We start from the raw sequence: 21,419 nt of genomic DNA on the forward strand, positions 1-21,419 counted from the left end.
GGCCTGCGCAAGAACCGATGGGCGCGATGCTGCGGCGTCGTCGGCGCCGGATAGAGCGCATTTCTCAGCGCTGCGCCAGCAGGTCCTGCGTCTCGGGATGGCGGCGCATGTAGAGCGCCACGTAGGAGCACAGCGGCTCGACTTTCAGGCCCTCGGCGCGTGCCCATTCCAGCGCGACCCGCACCAGCGCGGCGGCAATGCCACGGCCCTGCAGCGCCGAGGGCACGACGGTATGGGGCATCACCATCACGTCGCCGTGCAGGCGGTAGTCGGCGATGCACACGTGCCCATCGACAGTCGCCTCGAAGCGCGAGGCGGTCTCGTTTCGGATCACGTCGGTCGTCATGCGGATGCGGCTCCTTGTTCCACGGGATTTAGTGTGCACGCCAATGGGTCGGGCGGTGGTCCGGGTGGCCGGCCGCCCCTCGTCGGTTGGGGGTCGAATCAGCAGACCGCGGCCATGAATCGTGAGGGCACTGCAGGTGGCCGTCGTCCGCGACTGCAAGCCTGTCGCACACCCGCCAAATTCACACCCAGCCCATCATGCCGAGCACCGCACCGCCCGTGATCAGCCACAACAAGTGCAGCCGCGTGCGCCACACGAGCAGCGCGGCAGCGGCGGTGACCAGGAGCGCACGCCATTCGGTGAGCGGTGCAGTGAGCAGCCAGCCGGTGGCCGCGATCAGTGCCAGCGTGACCGGCGCCATGCCCAGCTTGAAGGCGCGCACGGCGCGCCAGTCCTGCCGTGCATGGCCCCAGCGCGAAGCAAGCAGCGCCAGGGTGGCCGAAGGCAGCAGGATGCCCACCAAGGTGACGGCGGCGCCTGGCAAGCCGGCCGCCTGGTAGCCGAGTATGGCGACGAACAGCACGTTCGGGCCCGGAGCGGCCTGCGCGATGGCGATCGACGATGTGAACTGGGCGTCGTTCAGCAACTGCTGCTCTACCACCATCCAGCGGTGCATGTCGGGCGCCACCGTGATCGCCCCGCCGATCGACAGCAGCGACAACAGCAGGAAGTGACCGAACAGGCTGAGCAGTAGCTCGGTGTTCATCGAAGCACCCCGGCGCTTCGTCTCGAGTCGGCGCGCGGAGATTCGTCGCCGAACTCGACAGGGGCACGTTCGCGGTCCTGTCGGCGCTGCCGCTTCATGCGCCGGCCTGACTGCGGGCGAGTCTGTGCCACGCCAGCGCGCAAGCGACTGCACCGAGACCGAGCAGCACCCACACCAGCGGCCAACGCAACACCGCGATCGCCACGAAGCAGGCCGCCCCCAGGCCGATCGTCAGCGGCAAGCCGAGCGCGTTGCCTCGCAGCGAAGCGGCGAGCTTGAATGCGGTGCCGAGAATCATGCCCGCCGCCACCGCGCCCATCCCGCGCAGCGCGCCGGCCACCATGGGCTGCGCCTCGAAGCGGGTATACAGCGCCGCGGCCGCGAGCACGAGGGCCAGCGGCACGGCCATCATGCCGGCCAGCGCGATGAACGCGCCGCGCGTGCCGAAGAAGCGGTCGCCGACCATGATGGCAAGGTTGCACACATTCGGCCCTGGCATCACCTGGGCGAGGGCCAGCATCTCGACGAATTCGGCTTCGCTGAGCCAGCGCCTGTTCTCGCACAACACACGCTGGGCGACGGCAAGCACGCCGCCGAAACCCTGCAGCGCCAGGCCGGTGAAGGCGATGAACAGTTCGGTGCAGGAAGCGGGGCGCGACAGGGGCAGGGGGTCAAGGGCCTTCATTCGGCGTGATTCTCTGCGTGTTGCAGGGCCGCGTTGTCCCCGGCATGACCGGCGGGCCGGGCGGTGAATGAGACAGGTCGAAGTCGCACGGCAGGGGAAACGGCCGTCCCCGGACTGCAATGCGGACTGCAATGAAAAACGCGGCCGAAGCCGCGATGCAATGAAAAACGCGGCCGGAGCCGCGTCTTGTCTGTAGCGTCGATCCGCCGCTGATTACAGCGGGCGGATGTTCGCAGCCTGCGGGCCCTTCTGGCCTTGCTTCACTTCGAACTCGACACGCTGGTTCTCGAGCAGGGTCTTGAAGCCCGAGCCCTGGATGTCGCGGAAATGCGCGAACACGTCGGCGCCGCCGCCGTCCTGGGCGATGAAGCCGAAGCCCTTGCTTTCGTTGAACCACTTGACGGTGCCGGTTTGCATGCTCATAAAACGTTCCTATCGGTCAAAAGATTAAGGCACAGCAACATGCCGCGCTCGTGCAGAGACACTCAAGAAACGCTACCTGGGGGGTACGAGCCAGACGGCCATCGAGCGATGACCGGATTGAACAAACCTCTAGAACCACGGTCTTGCGTATATCTACAAGCGAATTGTATCTCACCGGCTCGACGCATTGAAGCAAGCGTCCCCGCAGAATGCGAGGCCATTGCAACGGCCTTCAACCGAGGAAACACCATGAGCGACTCCCCCTTACCTGAAGAATCCGGCGCACGCTGGATGCACGATGGCGTGCGCGTGATCGCGGCCGGTCAGCTTGATGCCAACACGGCACAGACGCCCGGCATGGACCGCAAGGCGGCGATCAATTTCGCGCGCGTCGGGGCGCAGAAGTTGTGGGCCGGAACCGTGCACATCCATCCGGATGCGAAGACCGGCGCGCACCACCACGGGCCGCTGGAGAGCGTGATCTTCGTGGTCAAAGGCCGCGCACGCATGCGCTGGGGCGAGCAGCTCGAGTTCACCGCCGAAGCCGGACCGGGCGACTTCATCTACGTGCCGCCCTTCGTGCCGCACCAGGAGATCAACGCCAGCGCCGACGAGACGCTCGAATGCGTGCTGGTCAGAAGCGATGGCGAAGCGGTGGCGGTCAACCTCGACATCGAACCCGTGGAAAAGCCGCAGACGGTGTTGTGGATCGACCCGATTCACCGTGGCTGAGCCGGATGCGGGCCGGAACGAGGTGCCGCGCGTGAGCACACGCCTGCAACAGATCGACTTTGCACTGCGGGGCGAGTTCATCACCCTCGACGCGTTGCTCAAGGCCACCGGGCTGGCCGGCAGCGGCGGTGCAGCCAAGGCGTTGATCGCCTCGGGTCGCGTGCAGGTCGACGGCCAGGACGAACTGCGCAAGACCGCCAAGCTGCGCGCCGGCCAGGTCGTCGCCGTTCAAGGCGCGCGAGTGCGAGTGTTGAGCGAGGCGTCACCGGCGAGCGAGTCACCCGAACGTCAGCAATCACCACCCTGACATGCGGCGGTCATCAACGCTGCACTACCGTGCGGAGCTGTCTGCACTGGCGAAGAACTCCTATGAAAACGCTTGCGCTGCTGTTCGCCGGTTTCGCCCTCGTCGCGGGCACGGCCCGCTCGCCGGCCGAGGGGCGAGGTTCGACAGGGAAGACCGCACCGACGGCAGCACCGCTGGTCATCAGCCACCGCGGCGCGAGCGGCTATATGCCGGAACACACGCTGGCCGCGTACTGGATGGCGATCGAGCAGGGCGCTGATTACATCGAGCCCGACCTGGTCAGCACCAAGGACGGCGTGCTGGTCGCGCGCCACGAGAACGCGATCGCCATCCTCAATGCGGACGGCAGCCTGCGAGAGGCCACCACGAACGTTGCCGAGCGCCCCGAATTCGCGGACCGCAAGTCGACGAAGCGCATCGACGGTGACAGCATCACCGGGTGGTTCACCGAGGACTTCACCTTGGCCGAACTCAAGACCTTGCGCGCCCGCGAACGCCTGCCCGCGCTGCGCGCGGCCAACACGCGTTTCGACGACATGTTCGAGGTGCCGACCTTCGAGGAAGTGCTCCTCCTCGTCGCCCGGACCAACGAGCGCCGACGCGCCGAGGCGACATCGGGGCGCGGCAAGAGCAAGGGCTTCACACCGGTCGGCATCTATCCCGAAACAAAGCACCCCAGTTACTTCGAGGGCATCGGCCTGGCGCTCGAGGAGCCGCTGGTGCGCTCGCTTGAACGCTACGGCTACCGCCGTGCCGATGCGCCGGTGTTCGTGCAGTCCTTCGAGACCGCGAACCTGAGAAAACTCGCGCGCATGACACGCGTGCCGCTCGTGCAATTGCTGTCCAACGGCGGCAAGCCCTGGGATTTCGTGCTGAGCGGCGATCCGCGCGGCTACCTCGACCTCGTGACACCCGCCGGTCTGACCGAGATCGCGCGGTATGCGCATGGCATCGGTCCATCCACGCCGATGATCATTCCGCTGGTGGGCGGCCGGCTCGGCACGCCGACCTCGCTGATCGCCGATGCGCATGCCGCCGGCCTGCTGGTGCACGGCCATACCTTCCGCGCCGAAAACGCCTTCTTGCCGGACGAGTTCAATGCCGGCAGCGACCCCGCCGCGCTCGGCGACCTGGCCGGTCAGCTGCGTGCCTTTCTGCAACTCGGCATGGACGGCTTCTTCACCGACCATCCCTTCCTCGGCAAGCAGGCGCGCGACGCCTTCGTCATGCAGCCTCGAGGAGGCACACGGCCGTAGAGAGCGCAGAGCGGTGCACAGTCCACTGTGCATATACAAGCACAAGCGGCGAGCGTGGCGTCGCGTTCCAAGCGGGCCACGCCGATGCGCAGCGTGTGTGCTTCAGGCGCCGCGCACGTCGGCCACCGGCTCGCGGCCGAAGTCGCTGCCTTGCAGGCAGCGCAGGACCTTGGCGGCCGCCTCGGCCGGCGTGTCGAGCCGGCCCTGCGACTTGAGTTCGACGAAGCGATCGCGATCCGGAAAGCCGGCCGGATCGCTCTCGCGCAATTGAGTCTGCATGTCGGTGTCGACCACGCCGGGCGCCAGTGACACCACCTTGACGCCGCGCGCTTGGCCTGCAGCATCGAGGGCGATCACGCGCGAGGCGTGGTCGAGGCCGGCCTTTACCGCGCAATACGCCGCCTGGCCGGCCATCGCGTAGCGGCCCAGGCCAGAGGAGATGTTGAGCAGCCGGCGCTCGGCACGCCAGTTCTGTGTGCCGCGCAGGAAGGCCGCGGTCAGAAGCAATGGTGCCTCGAGTCCGACGCGCAGTGCACGCGACAGGTCCTCGGGGTCGCTCGCCTCCAGCGGGCCGGCGCGAGCCAGCGCGGCGGCGTTGTTGATCAAGGTTGCCGTGGCGAAGCGCTGGGCATCGAACGCGCCGAGCCATGCGTCGAGGGCCGCCGCCGCGAGCGGCTCGGCCAGGTCGACAGACCATTGCTCGCACGAAGCGCCGGCAGCACTTGCCAGTTCGGCCAGCCGCGGATGCTCACGGCGCGAGAGTGCAAGCAGGGTCACGCCGGGCGCGAGCAGTTGCTCGGCCAGGGCCGCGCCCAGGCCGCGCGAGGCGCCGGTGAGGATGCAGAGGGTCTCGTTCATCGCAGGCCTTTCTTCGGTGGTTTTCTTCAGGGGGGCTCGGCGCGCAGCCGCTCGCGCCGCGCGAGATCGGGGAAGAGTTTCATCCACGTACCGGCGATCAGCAGCGTGCCCACGCCGCCCAGCACCACCGAGCCGACCGGCCCGAGCAGCGCCGCCGTGGCGCCCGACTCGAACTCGCCGAGCTGGTTGCTCGCGCCGATGAAGATCGAGTTGACCGCGCTGACCCGTCCGCGCATGGCGTTGGGCGTTTCCAGTTGCACCAGCGATTGGCGGATCACCACGCTGACCATGTCGGCCGCGCCCGCCACCGCTAGCGCCGCCATCGAGAGCCAGAACAAGGTCGACAAGCCGAAGACCAGCATCGACACGCCGTACACGGCGACGGCAGCGAACATGCGCCGGCCGACGCGGCGCTGGAACGGCCACAGCGAAAGCGCCACCGACATCGCCAGCGCGCCGGCCGCCGGCGCACCGCGGAGCAGGCCCAGGCCCCAGGGACCGACGTGCAGGACGTCCTTCGCGAACATTGGCAGGAGCGCCGTCGCGCCGCCGAGCAGCACCGCGAAGAGGTCGAGCGAGATCGCGCCCAGCACCACCGGCCGGTGACGGATGAAGCGAAAGCCGGCCAGCACCGTCTCCAGGCTCATCGGCTCCCGGAGTGGCGCAATGTGCGTGTAGCGCACGCCGGCGAACAGCACGCTGGCGGCGGCGAAGAGCAGCATGCACACGCCGTAGGTCGCGCTGGCGCCGGCCACGAACAGGAAGCCGCCGATGGCCGGCCCGCCGATGACGGCCGCCTGCATGCCGGCCGAGTTGAAGGCCATCGCCCGCGGCAGCACCGCATCGGGCACGAGCAGCGGCAGCAAAGCCTGCTGCGCCGGCATCTGGAACGCCTTGGCGCAGCCGATCGCCACCGACAGTCCCAGCAGCAACTCGCGGCTGGCCCAGCCGCCCAGCGCGGCGGCGACCAGCAGCACGGACACCAGCGCCTGCGACGCCATGGCAAGGCCCACGATGCGACGCCGGTCGAGCTGGTCGGCGGCATGGCCTGCAATCAGCACCAACGCCAGTGCCGGCGCGAACTGGAACAGCCCGACCAAGCCCAGGTCCCAGGCGCTGCCCGTCAGCGTGTACATCTGCCAGCCGATGGCCACCATCAGCATCTGGTTGGCCATCGTCGCGGCCACGCGGCCGGCGAAAAAGCGCATGAGCGCGGGGTAGTGGCGCAGCGGCGTGGTGTCGTCGTCGGCGATCGTTTCTGCGTTCATGGAAGGGCCGGCGCTGGGTTGGCGCTGACCTTAGCGCAACACCGGGCGGGCGCAGTGGGACGCCCCTTCCCACGCATTCGCAGCACGGAAGCCTCGCCGCCAACGACATGCCGGGCATCGTGTGCCATCGCCAAGCACGCGCTTAATATTGCCGCCATGCCCCGCGTCGAGTTCACGCCGCAGCTCAAGCGATTCACCGAAACACCGCGCATCGATGTGCCGGCCGCGACCTTGCGCGAGGCGCTCGACGCCGCCTTCGAGCGCAACCCGCGTCTGCGCGGCTACGTGCTCGACGATCAGGGTCATGTGCGCGCCAACGTCGTCATCTACATCGACGGGCAGGCCAGCCGGGACCGGCTGGCGCAGGGCGATCCGCTGCGGCCCGACAGCAGCGTCTATGTGCTACAGGCGCTGTCCGGGGGCTAGAGTCGGATCGCTCGCTTTGCAACGGGGGAGGTTTGGATGAGCACCAATGCCGTCAACGATCGCGCCTGGGTGGCCACGCGCAAGGGCTTGTTCGAGCTGAGCCGCCACGGCGCCGTCTGGCGCATCGAGCGCGTCAGTTTCCTCGGCGAGCCCGTCACGGCCGTGCTGCCGCCGGATGGGCAGGGCCGCATGCTGGCGGCGCTCAACCTGGGGCACTTCGGCGTCAAGGTGCATGCCTCGGCCGACAGCGGCGCGAGCTGGACGGAAGTGGCGGCGCCGGCCTATCCGCCGCAGCCCGAAGACGCGGCCGGACCGGCCTGGAAAACCGTGCTGATCTGGGTGCTGGAGCAGGCGCACGGCACCGTCTGGGCCGGCACCTTGCCGGGCGGCCTGTTCCGCTCGGCCGACTTCGGCCGCTCCTGGCAACTGGTCGAGCCGCTGTGGCAGCAGCCGGGGCGGCTCGAGTGGTTCGGTGGCGGCTACGACGTGCCGGGCATCCATTCGATCTGCCCGCATCCGCAGCGCGAGCGCGAGCTGCTGATCGGCGTGAGCTGCGGCGGCGTGTGGGTGACGCGCGACGACGGCGCGAGCTGGGCGCTGCAGGCGCGCGGCATGAGCGCGGCCTACATGCCGCCGGAGCGCGCTGCCGACGAGAACATTCAGGACGCGCACCGCATCGCGCGCTGCGACGGTAGCCCCGACACGTTGTGGTGCCAGCATCACAACGGCATGTGGAGCAGCAGCGACAACGCCGCAAGCTGGCAGCCCATCACCGAAGTGCCGGTGTCGAGTTTCGGCTTCGCGGTCGCCGCGCACCCACGCGATCCGCTCACGGCCTGGTTCGCGCCGGCGCAGGCCGACGAGCGGCGCGTGCCTTCGGGCGGCGCGATGGTGGTCAACCGCACGCGCGATGGCGGCGCCAGCTTCGAGACCTTGCGCGAGGGCCTGCCGCAGCGCGATTGCTACGACCTGGTCTATCGCCACGGCCTGGCGGTGGCCGACGATGGCGTCAACTTGCTGATGGGCAGCACCACCGGCAACCTCTGGTCGAGCAGCGATGCGGGCGAGCTCTGGCATTCGGTTTCCGCGACGCTGCCGCCGATACACGCAGTGTGCTTCGGCTGAGGCCTGCCGTCTGCGGCCACAGGCCACAGGCCAGAATCGTCCCTTCGGCCGATGCCGGGCGCCGGCCTGCCGCCCACACTGGCCCTCCGGGTTTCAACGTCCAAGGCGCTCATGCACATCCTCCTCGTCGATGACCACGCGCTGTTCCGCGAAGGCATGGAACTCGTGCTCAGCGCATCGACCCCGGCATTCGCGCAAGCCACGCGGGCACGGTGGACGCGGGCGTTCGCCTGCTGCAGCAGGCGCCCTTGCCGCAACTCGTGCTGCCGAGGAACACGACCGCCATCGCTGCGGCACAGGCCGCGTAGGACCCCCAGCCGACGCCCGGCACGATGAGTAGCCCGAGGATCCCGGTGGCGGCGATCGCCATCCGGGTGCCGACCTTCACCTGCTGCGCCAGCGTCCGAATGCGCTCGACCCGGCAGCGCTCCTCCGCCTGTGACTGGAGCATCGCGTGCCCTTTGTGTTTTTTGCAACGGGCAGCTTACGCAAGTTCGGTGCGGCGGACCAGTCATTCCAACGGCGGAGCCGGCCTGCAGGCGCGGCGTGGGCGCGCGGCATCCCGCTGCGGTCGAGAAAGTCCAGCGTCCTCGGGGGCCGGCGGAAGGACTGCTTTTGCTGCGCCGATTGCTCTAGAACGGCACGGTCGACGCGAAGCGATGTGGCTCTTCCGTTGCCGGATGCGCCAGCTCCAGTTCGCTCGCGTGCAGCAGCAGCCGCGGAGCACGGCGCTGGATCTCCGGCGGCGCGTACAGCAAGTCGCCGAGGATGGGATGGCCGATGGCGCCGAGGTGCACGCGCAACTGGTGGCTACGGCCGGTCAGTGGTTCGAGCTCGAGGCGACTGCAGTCGCGCTCGGCTTGAACGGTCAGCACGCGCCAGCAGGTCAGCGAGGCTTTGCCGTGGACGTGATCGACTTGCTGGCGCGGGCGCCTTGGCCAGTCGGCCGCGAGCGGCAGATCGATGCGGCCGCTGGCTTGCACCGGGCAGCCGGCCACCACGGCCATGTAGCGCTTGCCCACCTCGCGCTGTTCGAAGGCGCGGGAGAGTCGGCGCTGCGCGTCGAGGCCGCGCGCGAACACCATGAGTCCTGAAGTCGCTTGATCGAGCCGGTGCACGATCAGCGCGTCGGCGAACGCGTCTTGCACACGCGCGGCCAGGCAGTCGCGCTTGGCCTCGCCGCGGCCGGGCACGGCCAGCAAGCCGGCGGGCTTGTCGATGATGAGCAGGTGCGCATCGGCGTAGACGACCTGCAGCTCGGTGCAGGGCGCCGGGGGCGGTGGAGCGAGGCCCGCGTTCGCATTCGCGATTTCGGGTTCGTTGCCGATCGATGCTGCATTCACGTCGGGTTCACGCGGCCACGATGATCGGAAACTCGGCCCGCAAGCCGCCTTCGCCGGGAAGGAACGCCACCGTCAGCGCCGCTCGCTCGGCCTCGCCGTCCAGGCGACGCCAGAGGAAGTCGCGCGCATTTCGCGGCTCACCCTCCACGTAGACCTGCGTCGTCAGCAGTTCGCGCCGGCCGAGCCGGACCTTCACATGGATGTGCGGCGTGCGCCCGCTGTAGGGCGCCGGGCGCAAGGTGCGGAAACGGTACCGTCCCTGCGCGTCGACGCTCACGCGGCCGAAGCCCTGGAAGGTCAGGTCGGCTTTACCGCCGTCGGCCGGGTGGTGGTAGTGGCCGTTGTCGTCGCACTGCCAGATCTCGACCTGTGCGCCGCTCACCGGCCGGCCCCCGGCATCGCGCACGGTGCCGCTGAGCCAGGCCGGCTGGCCGCGGGTGTAGGCCTGCTTGCCGGTTCGCAGCAGATCGAAGTCGTTGTCCGTGGGCAAGGCGACCGGGTAGAACGGACCTTCGGTCTGTGCCGGCGTAAGGAGAAGCGGCGCGGGTTCTGCGGCCCGGGCGCGCAGCCAGAGCGTGGGCAGGGCGAGGGCCGCGGCGCCGGTCAAAGTGCTGCGCAGTAGGCGGCGGCGCGGGGCGGTAAACGGGGCGGTGTTCGGCATGTGCTGAATCTCGTTCTGGCGCGCAAAGCGGGCCGCGCCCTCACCCCAACTCTCTCCCAAAGGGAGAGGGGGACTATAAAAACTCGGCTCTCAGGAGCATCGAAAACGTCAGGGGGGCGGCGCACCGGTGGCGAGTCGATCATGCCCCTCTGCCTTCAGCAGCGTTTCCTGCAAAAACAGCACCGTCGCGTAGAACTGGTAGTCGGCGTTCTCCTTGCGCGCGAAGCCGTGGCCTTCGTTCTCGGCGCGCAGGTACCAGACCGGCACGCCGTTGGCGCGCACCTTCTCGACGATCTGCTCGGCTTCGGTCCAGGGCACGCGCGGATCGTTGCGGCCCTGCACCACGAACAGCGGCTTTTCGATCTTCTCGGCGTTGTTCAGCGGCGAGATGCGTTGCAAGAACTTGCGCATCTGCGGATCGCGTTCATCGCCATATTCGACACGGCGCAGATCACGTCGGTAGCTCTCCGTGTTGTTGAGGAAAGTCACGAAGTCGGAGATGCCGACGATGTCGATCGCCCCGGCGATGCGCTCGGCGTAGTGCACGCTGGCCGCCAGGCTCATGTAGCCGCCATAGCTGCCGCCGGCGACCAGTACGCGCGAGGCGTCGAGGCCGCTCTGGCCGGCGATCCAGTCGAGCAAGTTGCCCAGGTCCTTGACGGCGTCCTCGCGCTGAAAGCCGTTGTCCAGGGTGAGGAAGGTCTTGCCGTAGCCCGCAGAGCCGCGCACGTTGGGCTCGATGATGGCGACGCCCAGTTCGTTGATCAGGTAATTCCAGCGGCCCAGAAAACCCAGGCTGGCCTGGCCCTCGGGCCCGCCATGCACCAGCACCACCACCGGTCGCTTGCCGGTGAAGCGGGCGGGCGGCGGGCTCAGCACGCCGGAGATTTCGCGGCCGTCGAAGCTTGTCCAACGCACGATGCGCTGTGGCAGGAAGCTCGCGGCGTCCAGGCCCGGCGGCACGTAGGGGCGCGTCCAGGGCTGCACCGTGCGGTCAGCCGCATCGAGCGCGTAGAGCTGGTTGGGGCCCTGCGCGCTGTCGATCGCGAAAGCGAGCCGGTTCGTTGCCGGGTGAAAGCCCACGCTGTTGACGCTGCCCGGCGGCAGCGGCGGCACCGGCCGCTCGCGCAGGCTGTCGGCGTCGAAGATTCGCAGCTCGGTGCGGCCATCGACGTTCATGCGCACAGCGATCTGCGCGCCGTCGTCGCTGAGGGCGACGCCGCTCGCGTCCCACGGGATGTGCGCGGTGATGCGCTGCAAGCCGCCGCTGGCGAAGTCGTGGAGCATCAGCTCGCGAAATTCGCCGGCGCGGTCGCTCACCACGAAGAGGCCCGAGCCGTCGCGCTTGAAGCCGATCGGGAAATGCGTCGCCTTGACCGCCTCGCCCTTGGCCGGCAGCAATTGCGTGGGCGTGCCGGTGGCCAGGTCGATCAGCCAGACCTGCGATTCGGTGGCCGAGCGGTAGCGCGTGATGGCGAGCCGGCGGTCATCCCGCGACACCGCGCCGCCGAACCAGCCGGGCCCCGGCAGCTCGGCCAGCTTGCGCCGGGCTTCGGGGCGCAGCGGATCGATCAGCCACAGCGTCGTGCCCGGGTTCGCGCGGGTGCCCTCCTGCGCGGTGCGGTCGAGCGGCACCGAGGTGACGAGCAGCTCCGAGCGGCCGTGCAGCCAGTCGACGATGCCGTGGCGCTCGTCGGGATCGGTCAGCAGGCTGACCTTGCGGGTGTCGAGGTCGAGCCGGTAGAGCTGGTTGGCCTCGTTGCCGTCGGCGCTGCGCGAGAACACCAGGTAGCGGCCATCGGTGGGCTCGTAAGTCGCCTCGCGGACCGGATCGGCGAAGTCGGTGAGCTGCTCGAGCGGCGCCAGCGGTGCCGTCGCGCGGAACAACTGCGCTGTGTTGGCGCCGGCCTTGCGGTGGGTGACCAGCATCTCGCTCTTCTGCGGATGCCACTCGACGAAGCCGTGGCCGCGGAAGTTGGTGTACTGCTCGACCTGGCGCACCAGTGACATCGGAATCGGCGGAATGCCCTGCACGAAGAGGTTCTCGTTGGGCAGCAGGGTGCCGGCACTCGGCGAGGAAGCCGGCGGCGTGCTGCAAGCAGCGCTCAGCAGGCCTGCCGCGGCCACGGCGACGATTCGGCCTAGGCTGCGTCTTCCCAGACCAGTCCTCATCGGCATTCTTTCAAGCCGAATTCCCTGGCAAGCAGGGCATAAGAATGGCGGCGCGCCGCCGGCGAGTGGGCCCAGGTGTTGATCACCAGTTCTTCGAGTTCCAGGCTCGCGGCCAGCGCCCGCAGCTTGTCGGCCACTTGCCCGGCCGTGCCGACAAAGGCCTTGCGCTGCCCGGCTTCGACACCGGCCCGCTCTTCTTCGCCGAAGCCGCGCTCGGCGATGTCGTCGGGCGCCTGCAAGGGGCCCAGGCGCCCGCGCAGGTAGTCGGAGCGCCAGCGGTCGCGGCTCAAGGCGTGGTGGCGCGCTTCGGCCTCGCTGTCAGCGGCCAGGGCCCAGACGCAGATCGTGACTTCGGGCAACGGGTGGCGTTCGCTCGGCCGGTACAGACCGCGGTAGAGCTCGAGCGCCTGCTCGACGCCCTGGCCGTCCATGAAGAAATAGGCGAATGCATACGGCAGGCCCAGGTGCGCGGCGAGTCGCGCACCGTAGTCGGAGCTGCCCAGGATCCACAACTGCGGCGCGTGTTGGATGCTGTTCGGCGCTTCGGCCGGCCCGCCGCGCGGATGCGCGACGAGGCCGCGGTGCTGCGCGCCGCTGCTCCAGGCCTGAAGGTCGAGCACCTGCTCGGGGAAATCTTCCGCACCGGGCCGCGCATGCGGGTTCAGCGCCAGCGCGCTGCGCCGGTCGCCGCCGGGCGCGCGGCCCACACCGAGGTCGATGCGCCCGGGCGCCAACGCGTCGAGCACGCGGAACTGCTCGGCCACCTTGAACGCAGAGTAGTGCGGCAGCATGACGCCGGCGCTGCCGAGGCGGATGCGCTCGGTGCGCGCCGCGATCGCCGCCAGCAGCACCTCGGGCGCCGTGCCCACGATGCTGGGCAGGCTGTGGTGCTCGCTGAGCCAAAAGCGCTGGTAGCCGAGTGCCTCGCAATGCGGCGCAAGCGAGAGCGTGTCGCGGATCGCGTCGGCCTCGCTGGCGCCGCTGAGGGCGACCGATTGATCGAGAACGGAAAGTCTCATGCGGTGGGTGTTCGGTAGGCGCGCCGTGGACCCGCGGTGGGCGCGTGGTGAGCGTCGCGCGCCTGGGCTGTCTGCCGCGCATTGTCGGCAGGCCGCCGCGCCGCTGCGGCCGCTGCGCCGGGCGCCACTGCCCGCGGCAGGGGCAGCGCCGCGTCAGCCGCGTGCGGCGCGTGCGCGTTCGCGCAGCATGAACAGATAAAGGCTTTCGACTTTCTCGCGCGCCCAAGGCGTCTTGCGCAGGAACTTCAGGCTCGACGCGATGCTCGGCTCGCTGGTGAAGCAGCGGATGGCGATGCGCTCACCGAGCCCCGGCCAGCCGAAGTAAGCCACCAGCTCGGTAAGCATCGCCTCGAGTGTCAGCCCGTGCAGCGGGTCGCGCGGCGGGGGTGCGGTCATGGGCCGGTTCATCGAAGCGGGGGCCTGAGCGCGCCGACACGACGCTCGTCGAAGGCCTGCGCCCCGCAAGCGAAAACGGCGGCCGAAGCCGCCGTGGATGTCGTCGCTTGCGCGCGAACGCTCAAGCCGGGGTCGGCGAAATGCCGGCGATCGCCCACTCGCGCTCGCCCTGCACCGGCTTGACGAGGTGCCAGAGTTCGTCGAAGGGCTCGGCCGTCCCGTCAGCGTCCTCGCGGATCAGGCCGTGGAAGCGCACCGACACGATCCACTGGCCGTCTTCCTGCGCGGTATCGAGCACTTCGGCTTCCAGTTGCACCACGTCGGTCTTCTGGGCGGCGGCGCCACGCTCCTGAAGGTCCAGGCGCAAGGAGGCGAACAGCTCGGGCGTCGTGAAGCGGCGCAAATCGTCCACTTCTGCCGCGTCGTTGGCCGCTTGCAGGCGGATGAAGATCATCTTGGCGATGCGCTCGAACTCCGCGGCGTCGAAGCCGGCGGGTTGCACTGCCGAGATGCGGGAATCGACGGCGCTGCCGGCGGCGACGGCTGGCGTCGCAAGGGCGCTGCGCTGCATCGGTTCGGGCTCTTCGGCCCCCGGCCCGCCGCGTGGCGCACCGGCGCCGGCGAACTGCAGATTGCCCGGAGCGGCGCGTGCCGTGGGCGCGCCGACATTCAGGCGCCGCATCAGCCAGCGGATGGCGATGAAGGCCACCGCCGCCAGCAGCAGGAGGGTGACGAAGTTGGCCAGGCCCTCGCCGAAGCCGAAGTGGCTCAGCAGCGCGGCGATGCCCAGGCCGGCCGCCAAGCCCGCGAGGGGGCCCAGGAACGAGCGCCTGCCCGCCGCCGCGGCGCCGGCAGCAGCCGGCGCGGCTGCGGTTGCGCCAGGGCTGGGCTTGGGTGCCACGTCAGCCTGTTTGGGCGGCATCTGCCGCTGCATGCCAGCGGCCCGGCCGCCGCCCAGGCGGCGCGCTTCGGCGTCGGTGGGGGCGAAGTTGAGCGTCACCCCGGCCAGCGCCATCGAAAGTGCTATCAGCAATGTCTTCACAACGGTCTCCTCGATCGGTTCATTCAAGCCGCCTCGGTGCGGCACTTGCCGTCAGACCCTGTTCGAGTCGTTCGGTTCAGCGCGACACCGTTCGGTGGTTGCGGTCCAGGACTGCATGCTACGCGGGCTGAGCGGATCAGAATCATCGCCGCGCACGGGAGCACGAGCCATGTAGCAATCGGAGCGCCTGTCGCAGCGGCAAGCGCTGCGCCGCGATCGGGTCTTGCAAGCGGTTTGGCACGCCGGCCTCAACGCGGCGGCGGTACGGTGGGGTCGAAGAGCCGTTGCCGCATCCAGGTGAGTGCGCGCGCCACGTCGGGCCGCTGGCGAAGCAGTTGCGGGGTGACGGAGACAGTCCGTCCCTCCTGCCGTTCGGCCAGCGCGAAGGAGAAGGTGTAGTAGGGCTCCTGGCCCATGCGCAGGTCGCTCATCATGAGGCGGCCTTCCACCTCGGCGGTCTTGAAGAAGCCGCGGCTGAACCAGGCCAGGCGCTCGGCGTGCTGATTGCCGCGCAACGCCTCGAACAAGGCCTCGCCGCGCGGGAATGCGTCGAAGCTCATGTGCCGCTGGTCGTCGAAGAGCGAACGAAACCCCTCGACGTAGCCTTCGGGCGTGATGGCGACCACCCGCCAGAGCAGCGTGTTGAAGGGCGTGGGAGTGACCAGCAGGCGCTCCACCGTCACACCCTGCTCTCGCAGTGCATCTCTCGCAACCGACTCCACCCGCTGCTGCGCGGCGAAGCTCCAGGCCAGATAGGCGCTGCTCAGCGCCAGACCCGCCAGGTTCCAGCGCAAGCCCCGCCGGTTGCTTGCGACCAGTGCGCCGCCCACGCCGACCAGCAGCGGCAGCGTGTAGAGCGGATCGATGATGAAGATGCTGCCCACGCCGTAGGGGTGGTCGGTGAACGGCAGGGCGAGCTGTGTGCCGTAGACCGTCATCGCGTCGAGCAGCGGGTGGGTCACCAGCACCAGCCAGACGGCAAGCCACCAGCGCCTGAAGCGATCGGCCTCGCCGTGCAGCCGGGCGATCAGGCCGGCGAGCAGCGGCGCGAGCAGCGTCAAGTAGAAAAGCGCGTGGCTCTGCGCGCGGTGCCAGGTCATGTTGCTGACCGGATCGCCATGGTCGATGAAGGAATCCAGGTCGGGCAGCGTGCCGCAGACGGCGCCCCAGAGCGCCGCCTTCCACACGGCCGTGCGCCGGCCCATCACGCCGATGCCGACGGCCGCGCCGAGTGCCAGTTGAGAGAGCGAATCCATGGCGGCGCATTGTGGTGCGGGCGGGCCGGGCCTGCGCGCACGCGCAAGGGCGCCGGCTGCTAGAGTCGGTTTCGCCGGGGGTGGCTCGGCACAACTGCATCAGGAGTCCAGACGATGCCCGCAGCAAGCTTCAGCGTCCGTGCCGTGTCCCTGCTCGTGTGCGCATGCGCCGCGATGTCGCTGGCTCCGGCGGCCGTCGCCGCGCCGGGTGGCCTGCCCACCAACGTGCAGCACACCGACTCCTCGCCGCAGTGGGAAAAGCTGCGCACCGCGCTGTTCAAGGATCGCAAGGTGGAAGCCGGCACAGGCAAGGTCGAGCTCACCGTGCCGCTGCGCGCCGCCTACGGCGCTTCCGTGCCGGTGAAGATCACGTCCAAGCTGCCGCAAGCGGCTGACCTTTACGTCAAGCGCGTCTACCTCCTGGTCGACAAGAACCCCTCGCCGGTGGCGGCCGTTCTGGACCTCACCACCGAGATCGGGCAGGCCGATTTCGAGACACGGTTGCGGGTCGACGAATACAGCCACATCCGCGTGGTCAGCGAGCTTTCGAACGGCGAACTGCACATGCACTCGCGCTACGTCAAGGTGTCCGGCGGCTGCTCGGCGCCGCCGAACCGCGACCAGCTGCACAACATCGGCAAGACCGTGTTCAAGCTGCCTTCGGGCGTCAAGCTGAACGAGCCGACCGCCGTCGACGTGCAGGTCACGCACCCCAACGACACCGGCTTCGAGCTCAACAACGTCACCGTGATGTTCATTCCGCCGCACTTCGTGCGCAGCCTGAAGGTGAGCTATGCGGGACGCAAGCTGTTCGATGCCGAACTCGACTTCTCGATTGCCGAGAACCCGGCCTGGCGCTTCAACTTCGTGCCGCGCGGCGAAGGCGAGCTCACCGCCGAGGTCGAGGATTCCAAAGAAGGCCGCTTCACCGGTTCGCTGGCCGTGCGCGCGCCGGCCGACGTGGCTCAGGCCGGCGCGGCCGCGCAGTAGTCGCTGCGGTGCACGGGGCCGTCTCGCAGCGCGCCATGGGCCGGATCTTCCTTGCCGCTTGCATGGCGCTCGCACTGCTGACCGGCGTGCCGGGCGAAGCGGTGGCGGGAATTCCTGCGGCGTACCAGCCGATCGTGATCGAGCCGACCGGCGCGCCCGCGAAGACCGAGTTCGACCTGACCGACGCACTGGCCCGCGCGCGACGCGAGAACAAGTCGCTTTATGTCTATCTGGGCGCGAGCGACTGCCGCTTCTGCCGCAAGTACGAGGCTTTCCTCGACGCTCACGCCGATGAACTGCAGGCGGAGTTCGCGGCCCGCTACCTGGTGGTGGATTTGCGGAGTTCGCTTTCCAGGCCCTCCGGGCAGGTTTTCATCAAGGTGGGCGACAAGAGCCTGCCTTACGCCGAGTTCCAGGCGTCGATCGGTGACGAGCGTGCCCGACTGCTGGTCTACCCGAGCGTGTGGCTGCTCGATGCTCAAGCCCGGCCGTTGATGCAGATGCCCTCCGGGGCCGGCACCTTCTCCACGGTGCCCGAGCAGCTCGAAATCCTGCACCTCGTGCAGTAGTTTTCGACGCGCCCTTGCAGTGCGTCGAGCGCTGTCGGCGTTGTCCGACAGCCGAACACGCCTGAGCCCGACTGCACTTGCGAGCGCTCGCCTTTATCTTTTCCGGGCAGTTGCAAACATCGCCGACCTGCGGCGCTTGCGCCTCTGGGCGAAAGCGCTGACGCCGGTACATCACACAGCCCCGCTCACAGGGCGGGCCTTTCTCTGAAGGAGCTTCTTATGGACCGCAAACGATTGCTCACCCCCCTGCTTGTCACTACCTTTGCGGCGCTCGCCTTGACGGGCTGCGACAACCGGAACGACACCACCGTCGGCGAGCAGGTCGACTCGGCCATCGCGAAGGCGGATCGCAGCACCGAGAACGCCCGTGACCAGATGGCCGAAACGGCCCGTGACGCCCGCGCGGCCACGGCTGATGTGGTACGCGATGCCGGCAATGCCGTCTCCGACGCGGCGATCACCGCTAGCGTCAATGCCGAACTCGCCAAGGATCCGGCTTTGAGCTCGTTGCGGATCGATGTCGACACGGCCAGTGGCCGCGTCGCCCTCAAGGGCAGCGCTCCCGACCAAGGTGCCCGTGACCGCGCCACACAACTTACTCAGAGCGTGGACGGCGTCACAGCGGTCGACAACCAGTTGACCGTCAGCAAGAGCTGATCAAAGTGGTCAAGCACTGATAGAGCGAAACGGTAGCCTCGCCGCGTCAAGCTGCGAGGCGCTGCTTTTCCGTTTCGACCGCCAAGCCAGCTCTTGCGAGCTGGCTTTTCTACGTCGGCAGGCGGACGCAGCCGCCGCCGCCGTAACAGTCCCTGCGCCGCCCCGGCGGTATGCCTCGCACGAGAATGTTCGCAGCGCCCCGGCCGGGCCGTGCTGGCCAACCTCGGAGATCCTGCGTGTTCACATGGTTCGAAAAGCTGGTGCACCCGTATCCGCAGGGCGCTCCCACTGCCCCGCCGCACGGGCTGCTGCGCTTTCTCTGGGCCTGCACCGGCGGCATGCGTCCCTTTCTGATGGCGATGACCTTGTTGACGGCCGCCATCGGCGTGTTCGAGGCGCTGCTGTTCGCCATGCTCGGGCGCATCGTCGACTGGCTGGCCGAGGTGCAGCCCGCGCAGTTGTGGACGCAGGAGCGCGGCACCTTGCTGTTGCTCGCGGCCGTGATCCTGGCCAGCCCGCTGCTTGTCGCCGTGCAGAGCCTGCTCAAGCAGCAGACGCTGGCCGGCAACTTTCCGATGCTGCTGCGCTGGAACTTCCACCGCCTGATGCTTGGCCAGAGCATGAGCTTCTACCAGGACGAGTTCGCCGGACGGGTGGCAACGAAGGTCATGCAAAGCGCGCTGGCCGTGCGCGACACCTGGATGATCCTGGCCGAGCTGCTGGTCTTCGTGACGATCTACTTCGTGACCATGCTGTTCATCGTCGGCACGCTCGACGCGTGGCTGCTGCTGCCCTTTCTGGGCTGGGCGGCGCTGTACCTCGGGGCGCTGCGCTTCTTCGTGCCGCGCCTGGGCTCCGTGGCGCGCGAACAGGCCGATGCGCGCTCACTGATGACCGGACGCATCACCGATGCCTACACCAACATCGCCACGGTCAAGCTGTTCTCGCACGCGGGGCGCGAAGCTGCCTTTGCGCGCGGCGCAATGCAGGAGTTCATGACCACCGTGCACGCGCAGATGCGACTGGTGACCGGCTTCGAGATCGTCAACCACACGCTCAGCATGCTGCTGATCCTCGGCACGGCGGGCGCGACGCTTGTGCTGTGGGCGCAGGGAGCCGTCGGCGTCGGTGCGGTCGCTGCGGCCACGGCGATGGCCCTGCGCCTGAACGGCATCTCGCACTGGGTGATGTGGGAGATGGCCTCGCTGTTCGAATACATCGGCACGGTGCAGGACGGTATGAACACGCTGTCGAAACCGCACACGGTGCTCGACCGTCCCGGCGCGCGGCCGTTGATCGTGAGCCGTGGCGAGATCCGTTTCGACGACGTGAGCTTCGCCTATGGCGGCGAGCGCGCGGTGATCGATCGGTTGCAGCTGCACATCCGCGCCGGCGAAAAGATCGGCCTGGTCGGCCGTTCGGGCGCCGGCAAGTCCACGGTGGTCAACCTCTTGCTGCGCTTTCACGACGTGGCCGCGGGCCGCGTGCTGATCGATGGCCAGGACATTGCCGAGGTGCAGCAGGATTCGTTGCGTGAGCAGATCGGCATGGTCACCCAGGACACCTCGCTGCTGCACCGCTCGGTGCGCGAGAACATCCTCTACGGCCGGCCCGATGCGCTCGATGCCGACATGGTGGCTGCCGCGCACCGCGCGGAGGCGCAAGACTTCATCGCCGACCTGACCGACCCGGCCGGCCGCCGCGGCTACGACGCCCATGTCGGCGAGCGCGGCGTCAAGCTGTCCGGCGGCCAGCGTCAGCGCATCGCGATCGCGCGGGTGATGCTGAAGGATGCGCCGATCCTGCTGCTCGACGAGGCGACGAGCGCGCTCGACTCGGAGGTCGAGGCCGCGATCCAGGCCAGTCTGTACCGGCTGATGGAAGGCAAGACGGTGGTCGCCATCGCGCACCGTCTTTCCACCATCGCGGCGATGGACCGACTGATCGTGCTCGACAAGGGCCGCGTGGTGGAGGAGGGCGACCACCGCAGCCTGCTCGCGCACGGCGGCCTGTATGCGCGGCTGTGGGCGCACCAGAGCGGCGGGTTCCTGGGCGAGGAGGCGGAGGACGACGCGCCGGCGGCGCCCTACCAGCTCACATCGCGGTCCGGCGTTGCGCCGATCTTGTGAACGGCCAGATCGGCGCCGCGGAACTCGTCTTCCTGCGACAGGCGCAAGCCCATCACCATGCGCAGGACGCCGTAGACGACAAAGCCACCCACGAGCGCCCATGCAACGCCAAGCGCAGTGCCGATCAGCTGCGCTGCCAGGCTCACGCCCCCCAACCCGCCCAGCGCCGTGCTGCCGAAGATGCCCGCCGCGATGCCGCCCCAGGCGCCGCACAGGCCGTGCAGCGGCCACACGCCCAGCACGTCGTCGATCTTCCAGCGGTTTTGCGTGAGCGTGAACATGACGACGAAAATCGCCCCGGCGATGCCGCCGACGACGAGCGCGCCGCCCGGGTGCATCACGTCGGAGCCCGCGCAGATGGCGACCAGCCCGGCCAGCGGCCCGTTGTGCACGAAGCCGGGGTCGTTGCGGCCGAGCAGCGCCGCGGCCAGCGTGCCGCCGGCCATCGCCATGAGCGAATTGACGGCGACGAGGCCCGAGATCTTGTCGATCGTCTGCGCGCTCATCACGTTGAAGCCGAACCAGCCGACGGTGAGGATCCACGCGCCGAGCGCGAGGAAGGGAATGCTGGAGGGCGGGTGCGCGCTCACCGCGCCGTCCTTGCGGTAGCGGTTGCGCCGCGCGCCGAGCAGCAGCACGGCGGCCAGCGCGATCCAGCCGCCCATCGCGTGAACCACCACGCTGCCGGCGAAGTCGTGGAAGGGCGCGCCGGTCAGGCCCTCGATCCACGCCTGCACACCGAAGCCCTGGTTCCAGGTGATGCCCTCGAACAGCGGGTACACGAAGCCGACCAGCGCTGCCGTGGCGATGAGTTGCGGCCCGAAGCGCGCCCGCTCGGCGATGCCGCCTGAAACGATGGCCGGGATGGCCGCGGCAAAGGTCAGCAGGAAAAAGAACTTCACCAGCTCGTAGCCGTTGCGCTCAGTCAGCACCTCGGCGCCGGAGAAGAAGCTCACGCCGTACGCCACCGAATAGCCGACGAAGAAATAAGCGATGGTCGAGACCGCGAAGTCGACCAGTATCTTGACCAGCGCATTGACCTGGTTCTTCGCG

24 protein-coding genes are annotated in these 21,419 nt (G+C 68.7%); 9 read left to right on the forward strand and 15 right to left on the reverse strand.

The window, feature by feature from the left end:
* Nucleotides 1-64: 64 nt before the first annotated feature.
* The 4 genes from H0W40_RS01560 to H0W40_RS01575 all read right to left on the reverse strand — a co-directional run bounded on the left by H0W40_RS01560 (nt 65) and on the right by H0W40_RS01575 (nt 2,160).
* Nucleotides 65-346: a GNAT family N-acetyltransferase gene (locus tag H0W40_RS01560; protein ID WP_292442360.1), complete on the reverse strand. Its 282-nt coding sequence runs from the start codon at nt 344-346 to the stop codon at nt 65-67.
* 181 nt (nt 347-527) lie between these two features.
* On the reverse strand, nt 528-1,052 hold the full coding sequence (locus H0W40_RS01565; RefSeq protein ID WP_292442363.1) for a chromate transporter: 525 nt from the start codon (nt 1,050-1,052) through the stop codon (nt 528-530).
* A 94-nt stretch (nt 1,053-1,146) separates the two neighbouring features.
* Entirely contained in the window at nt 1,147-1,737 is a 591-nt protein-coding gene (locus tag H0W40_RS01570; protein WP_292442366.1) for a chromate transporter, read from the reverse strand.
* Between the two features lie 213 nt (nt 1,738-1,950).
* Complete coding sequence (locus H0W40_RS01575; protein WP_292442369.1) at nt 1,951-2,160, reverse strand: cold-shock protein; 210 nt, start codon at nt 2,158-2,160, stop codon at nt 1,951-1,953.
* Nucleotides 2,161-2,409: 249 nt separating this feature from the next.
* Here H0W40_RS01575 and H0W40_RS01580 point away from each other — a divergent pair, with 249 nt between their 5' ends.
* From H0W40_RS01580 to H0W40_RS01590, 3 genes are all read left to right on the forward strand, one after another.
* Complete coding sequence (locus H0W40_RS01580) at nt 2,410-2,892, forward strand: cupin domain-containing protein (protein ID WP_292442371.1); 483 nt, start codon at nt 2,410-2,412, stop codon at nt 2,890-2,892.
* A gap of 43 nt (nt 2,893-2,935) precedes the next feature.
* Nucleotides 2,936-3,199 (forward strand): RNA-binding S4 domain-containing protein, encoded by a 264-nt coding sequence (locus H0W40_RS01585; RefSeq protein WP_292442427.1) that lies wholly within the window; start codon nt 2,936-2,938, stop codon nt 3,197-3,199.
* A gap of 62 nt (nt 3,200-3,261) precedes the next feature.
* Entirely contained in the window at nt 3,262-4,455 is a 1,194-nt protein-coding gene (locus tag H0W40_RS01590; protein ID WP_292442374.1) for a glycerophosphodiester phosphodiesterase, read from the forward strand.
* Nucleotides 4,456-4,557: 102 nt separating this feature from the next.
* On the opposite strand, the gene H0W40_RS01595 is transcribed toward H0W40_RS01590, so the two are convergent.
* Both H0W40_RS01595 and H0W40_RS01600 read right to left on the reverse strand, forming a co-directional pair.
* On the reverse strand, nt 4,558-5,313 hold the full coding sequence (locus H0W40_RS01595) for an SDR family NAD(P)-dependent oxidoreductase (RefSeq protein WP_292442376.1): 756 nt from the start codon (nt 5,311-5,313) through the stop codon (nt 4,558-4,560).
* 26 nt (nt 5,314-5,339) lie between these two features.
* Nucleotides 5,340-6,521 carry an MFS transporter gene (locus H0W40_RS01600; protein ID WP_292442430.1) on the reverse strand — a complete coding sequence of 394 codons (1,182 nt, stop codon included), beginning with the start codon at nt 6,519-6,521 and terminating at the stop codon, nt 5,340-5,342.
* Between the two features lie 216 nt (nt 6,522-6,737).
* On the opposite strand from H0W40_RS01600, the gene H0W40_RS01605 reads away from it, so the two are divergent.
* Both H0W40_RS01605 and H0W40_RS01610 read left to right on the forward strand, forming a co-directional pair.
* The gene (locus tag H0W40_RS01605) at nt 6,738-7,007 is read left to right on the forward strand and encodes a MoaD/ThiS family protein (RefSeq protein WP_292442379.1); all 270 of its coding nucleotides are present in this window, start codon (nt 6,738-6,740) and stop codon (nt 7,005-7,007) included.
* A 36-nt stretch (nt 7,008-7,043) separates the two neighbouring features.
* Nucleotides 7,044-8,132 carry an exo-alpha-sialidase gene (locus tag H0W40_RS01610; RefSeq protein ID WP_292442382.1) on the forward strand — a complete coding sequence of 363 codons (1,089 nt, stop codon included), beginning with the start codon at nt 7,044-7,046 and terminating at the stop codon, nt 8,130-8,132.
* Between the two features lie 169 nt (nt 8,133-8,301).
* On the opposite strand, the gene H0W40_RS01615 is transcribed toward H0W40_RS01610, so the two are convergent.
* The 8 genes from H0W40_RS01615 to H0W40_RS01650 all read right to left on the reverse strand — a co-directional run bounded on the left by H0W40_RS01615 (nt 8,302) and on the right by H0W40_RS01650 (nt 16,021).
* Nucleotides 8,302-8,583 carry a hypothetical protein gene (locus H0W40_RS01615; protein WP_292442385.1) on the reverse strand — a complete coding sequence of 94 codons (282 nt, stop codon included), beginning with the start codon at nt 8,581-8,583 and terminating at the stop codon, nt 8,302-8,304.
* Nucleotides 8,584-8,764: 181 nt separating this feature from the next.
* The gene (locus tag H0W40_RS01620; protein ID WP_292442433.1) at nt 8,765-9,388 is read right to left on the reverse strand and encodes a pseudouridine synthase; all 624 of its coding nucleotides are present in this window, start codon (nt 9,386-9,388) and stop codon (nt 8,765-8,767) included.
* A gap of 94 nt (nt 9,389-9,482) precedes the next feature.
* A complete protein-coding gene (locus H0W40_RS01625; protein WP_292442436.1) occupies nt 9,483-10,058 on the reverse strand; it encodes a protocatechuate 3,4-dioxygenase in 576 nt (191 codons plus the stop codon).
* Nucleotides 10,059-10,244: 186 nt separating this feature from the next.
* The gene (locus H0W40_RS01630) at nt 10,245-12,263 is read right to left on the reverse strand and encodes a prolyl oligopeptidase family serine peptidase (protein ID WP_292442387.1); all 2,019 of its coding nucleotides are present in this window, start codon (nt 12,261-12,263) and stop codon (nt 10,245-10,247) included.
* Between the two features lie 41 nt (nt 12,264-12,304).
* The gene (locus H0W40_RS01635; RefSeq protein ID WP_292442390.1) at nt 12,305-13,327 is read right to left on the reverse strand and encodes an LLM class flavin-dependent oxidoreductase; all 1,023 of its coding nucleotides are present in this window, start codon (nt 13,325-13,327) and stop codon (nt 12,305-12,307) included.
* Between the two features lie 153 nt (nt 13,328-13,480).
* Nucleotides 13,481-13,735: a VF530 family protein gene (locus tag H0W40_RS01640; RefSeq protein ID WP_292442393.1), complete on the reverse strand. Its 255-nt coding sequence runs from the start codon at nt 13,733-13,735 to the stop codon at nt 13,481-13,483.
* Between the two features lie 109 nt (nt 13,736-13,844).
* A complete protein-coding gene (locus H0W40_RS01645) occupies nt 13,845-14,765 on the reverse strand; it encodes a Tim44 domain-containing protein (RefSeq protein WP_292442396.1) in 921 nt (306 codons plus the stop codon).
* Between the two features lie 248 nt (nt 14,766-15,013).
* Nucleotides 15,014-16,021 (reverse strand): metal-dependent hydrolase, encoded by a 1,008-nt coding sequence (locus tag H0W40_RS01650; protein WP_292442399.1) that lies wholly within the window; start codon nt 16,019-16,021, stop codon nt 15,014-15,016.
* Nucleotides 16,022-16,135: 114 nt separating this feature from the next.
* Between H0W40_RS01650 and H0W40_RS01655 the strand changes: the two genes are divergently transcribed.
* The 4 genes from H0W40_RS01655 (at nt 16,136) to H0W40_RS01670 (ending at nt 20,366) form a co-directional block, all read left to right on the forward strand.
* Nucleotides 16,136-17,011, forward strand: a complete 876-nt coding sequence (locus tag H0W40_RS01655) for a quinoprotein dehydrogenase-associated SoxYZ-like carrier (RefSeq protein WP_292442402.1) — start codon at nt 16,136-16,138, stop codon at nt 17,009-17,011.
* A gap of 35 nt (nt 17,012-17,046) precedes the next feature.
* Nucleotides 17,047-17,580: a thioredoxin family protein gene (locus H0W40_RS01660; RefSeq protein WP_292442405.1), complete on the forward strand. Its 534-nt coding sequence runs from the start codon at nt 17,047-17,049 to the stop codon at nt 17,578-17,580.
* Between the two features lie 219 nt (nt 17,581-17,799).
* Complete coding sequence (locus tag H0W40_RS01665) at nt 17,800-18,237, forward strand: BON domain-containing protein (RefSeq protein WP_292442408.1); 438 nt, start codon at nt 17,800-17,802, stop codon at nt 18,235-18,237.
* Nucleotides 18,238-18,473: 236 nt separating this feature from the next.
* On the forward strand, nt 18,474-20,366 hold the full coding sequence (locus tag H0W40_RS01670; RefSeq protein ID WP_292442412.1) for an ABC transporter ATP-binding protein: 1,893 nt from the start codon (nt 18,474-18,476) through the stop codon (nt 20,364-20,366).
* Here the strand turns inward: H0W40_RS01670 and H0W40_RS01675 are convergent.
* A partial coding sequence (locus tag H0W40_RS01675; protein ID WP_292442415.1) for an ammonium transporter occupies nt 20,324-21,419 on the reverse strand: 1,096 nt, incomplete at its 5' end. The genes H0W40_RS01670 and H0W40_RS01675 overlap by 43 nt on opposite strands.

Origin of the sequence: Methylibium sp., from assembly GCF_013817345.1 — a bacterium.
In the GTDB taxonomy this organism is placed as follows: domain Bacteria; phylum Pseudomonadota; class Gammaproteobacteria; order Burkholderiales; family Burkholderiaceae_C; genus Methylibium.

Excerpts from the sequence above, each read along its gene's own strand:
- H0W40_RS01565 (WP_292442363.1), bottom strand. The coding sequence starts at position 1,052 with ATGAACACCGAGCTACTGCTCAGCCTGTTCGGTCACTTCCTGCTGTTG.
- H0W40_RS01560 (WP_292442360.1), bottom strand. The coding sequence starts at position 346 with ATGACGACCGACGTGATCCGAAACGAGACCGCCTCGCGCTTCGAGGCG.
- H0W40_RS01605 (WP_292442379.1), top strand. The coding sequence starts at position 6,738 with ATGCCCCGCGTCGAGTTCACGCCGCAGCTCAAGCGATTCACCGAAACA.
- H0W40_RS01660 (WP_292442405.1), top strand. The coding sequence starts at position 17,047 with ATGGGCCGGATCTTCCTTGCCGCTTGCATGGCGCTCGCACTGCTGACC.
- H0W40_RS01575 (WP_292442369.1), bottom strand. The coding sequence starts at position 2,160 with ATGAGCATGCAAACCGGCACCGTCAAGTGGTTCAACGAAAGCAAGGGC.
- H0W40_RS01600 (WP_292442430.1), bottom strand. The coding sequence starts at position 6,521 with ATGCGCTTTTTCGCCGGCCGCGTGGCCGCGACGATGGCCAACCAGATG.
- H0W40_RS01635 (WP_292442390.1), bottom strand. The coding sequence starts at position 13,327 with ATGAGACTTTCCGTTCTCGATCAATCGGTCGCCCTCAGCGGCGCCAGC.
- H0W40_RS01590 (WP_292442374.1), top strand. The coding sequence starts at position 3,262 with ATGAAAACGCTTGCGCTGCTGTTCGCCGGTTTCGCCCTCGTCGCGGGC.
- H0W40_RS01570 (WP_292442366.1), bottom strand. The coding sequence starts at position 1,737 with ATGAAGGCCCTTGACCCCCTGCCCCTGTCGCGCCCCGCTTCCTGCACC.
- H0W40_RS01665 (WP_292442408.1), top strand. The coding sequence starts at position 17,800 with ATGGACCGCAAACGATTGCTCACCCCCCTGCTTGTCACTACCTTTGCG.
- H0W40_RS01640 (WP_292442393.1), bottom strand. The coding sequence starts at position 13,735 with ATGAACCGGCCCATGACCGCACCCCCGCCGCGCGACCCGCTGCACGGG.
- H0W40_RS01655 (WP_292442402.1), top strand. The coding sequence starts at position 16,136 with ATGCCCGCAGCAAGCTTCAGCGTCCGTGCCGTGTCCCTGCTCGTGTGC.
- H0W40_RS01595 (WP_292442376.1), bottom strand. The coding sequence starts at position 5,313 with ATGAACGAGACCCTCTGCATCCTCACCGGCGCCTCGCGCGGCCTGGGC.
- H0W40_RS01650 (WP_292442399.1), bottom strand. The coding sequence starts at position 16,021 with ATGGATTCGCTCTCTCAACTGGCACTCGGCGCGGCCGTCGGCATCGGC.
- H0W40_RS01615 (WP_292442385.1), bottom strand. The coding sequence starts at position 8,583 with ATGCTCCAGTCACAGGCGGAGGAGCGCTGCCGGGTCGAGCGCATTCGG.
- H0W40_RS01610 (WP_292442382.1), top strand. The coding sequence starts at position 7,044 with ATGAGCACCAATGCCGTCAACGATCGCGCCTGGGTGGCCACGCGCAAG.
- H0W40_RS01580 (WP_292442371.1), top strand. The coding sequence starts at position 2,410 with ATGAGCGACTCCCCCTTACCTGAAGAATCCGGCGCACGCTGGATGCAC.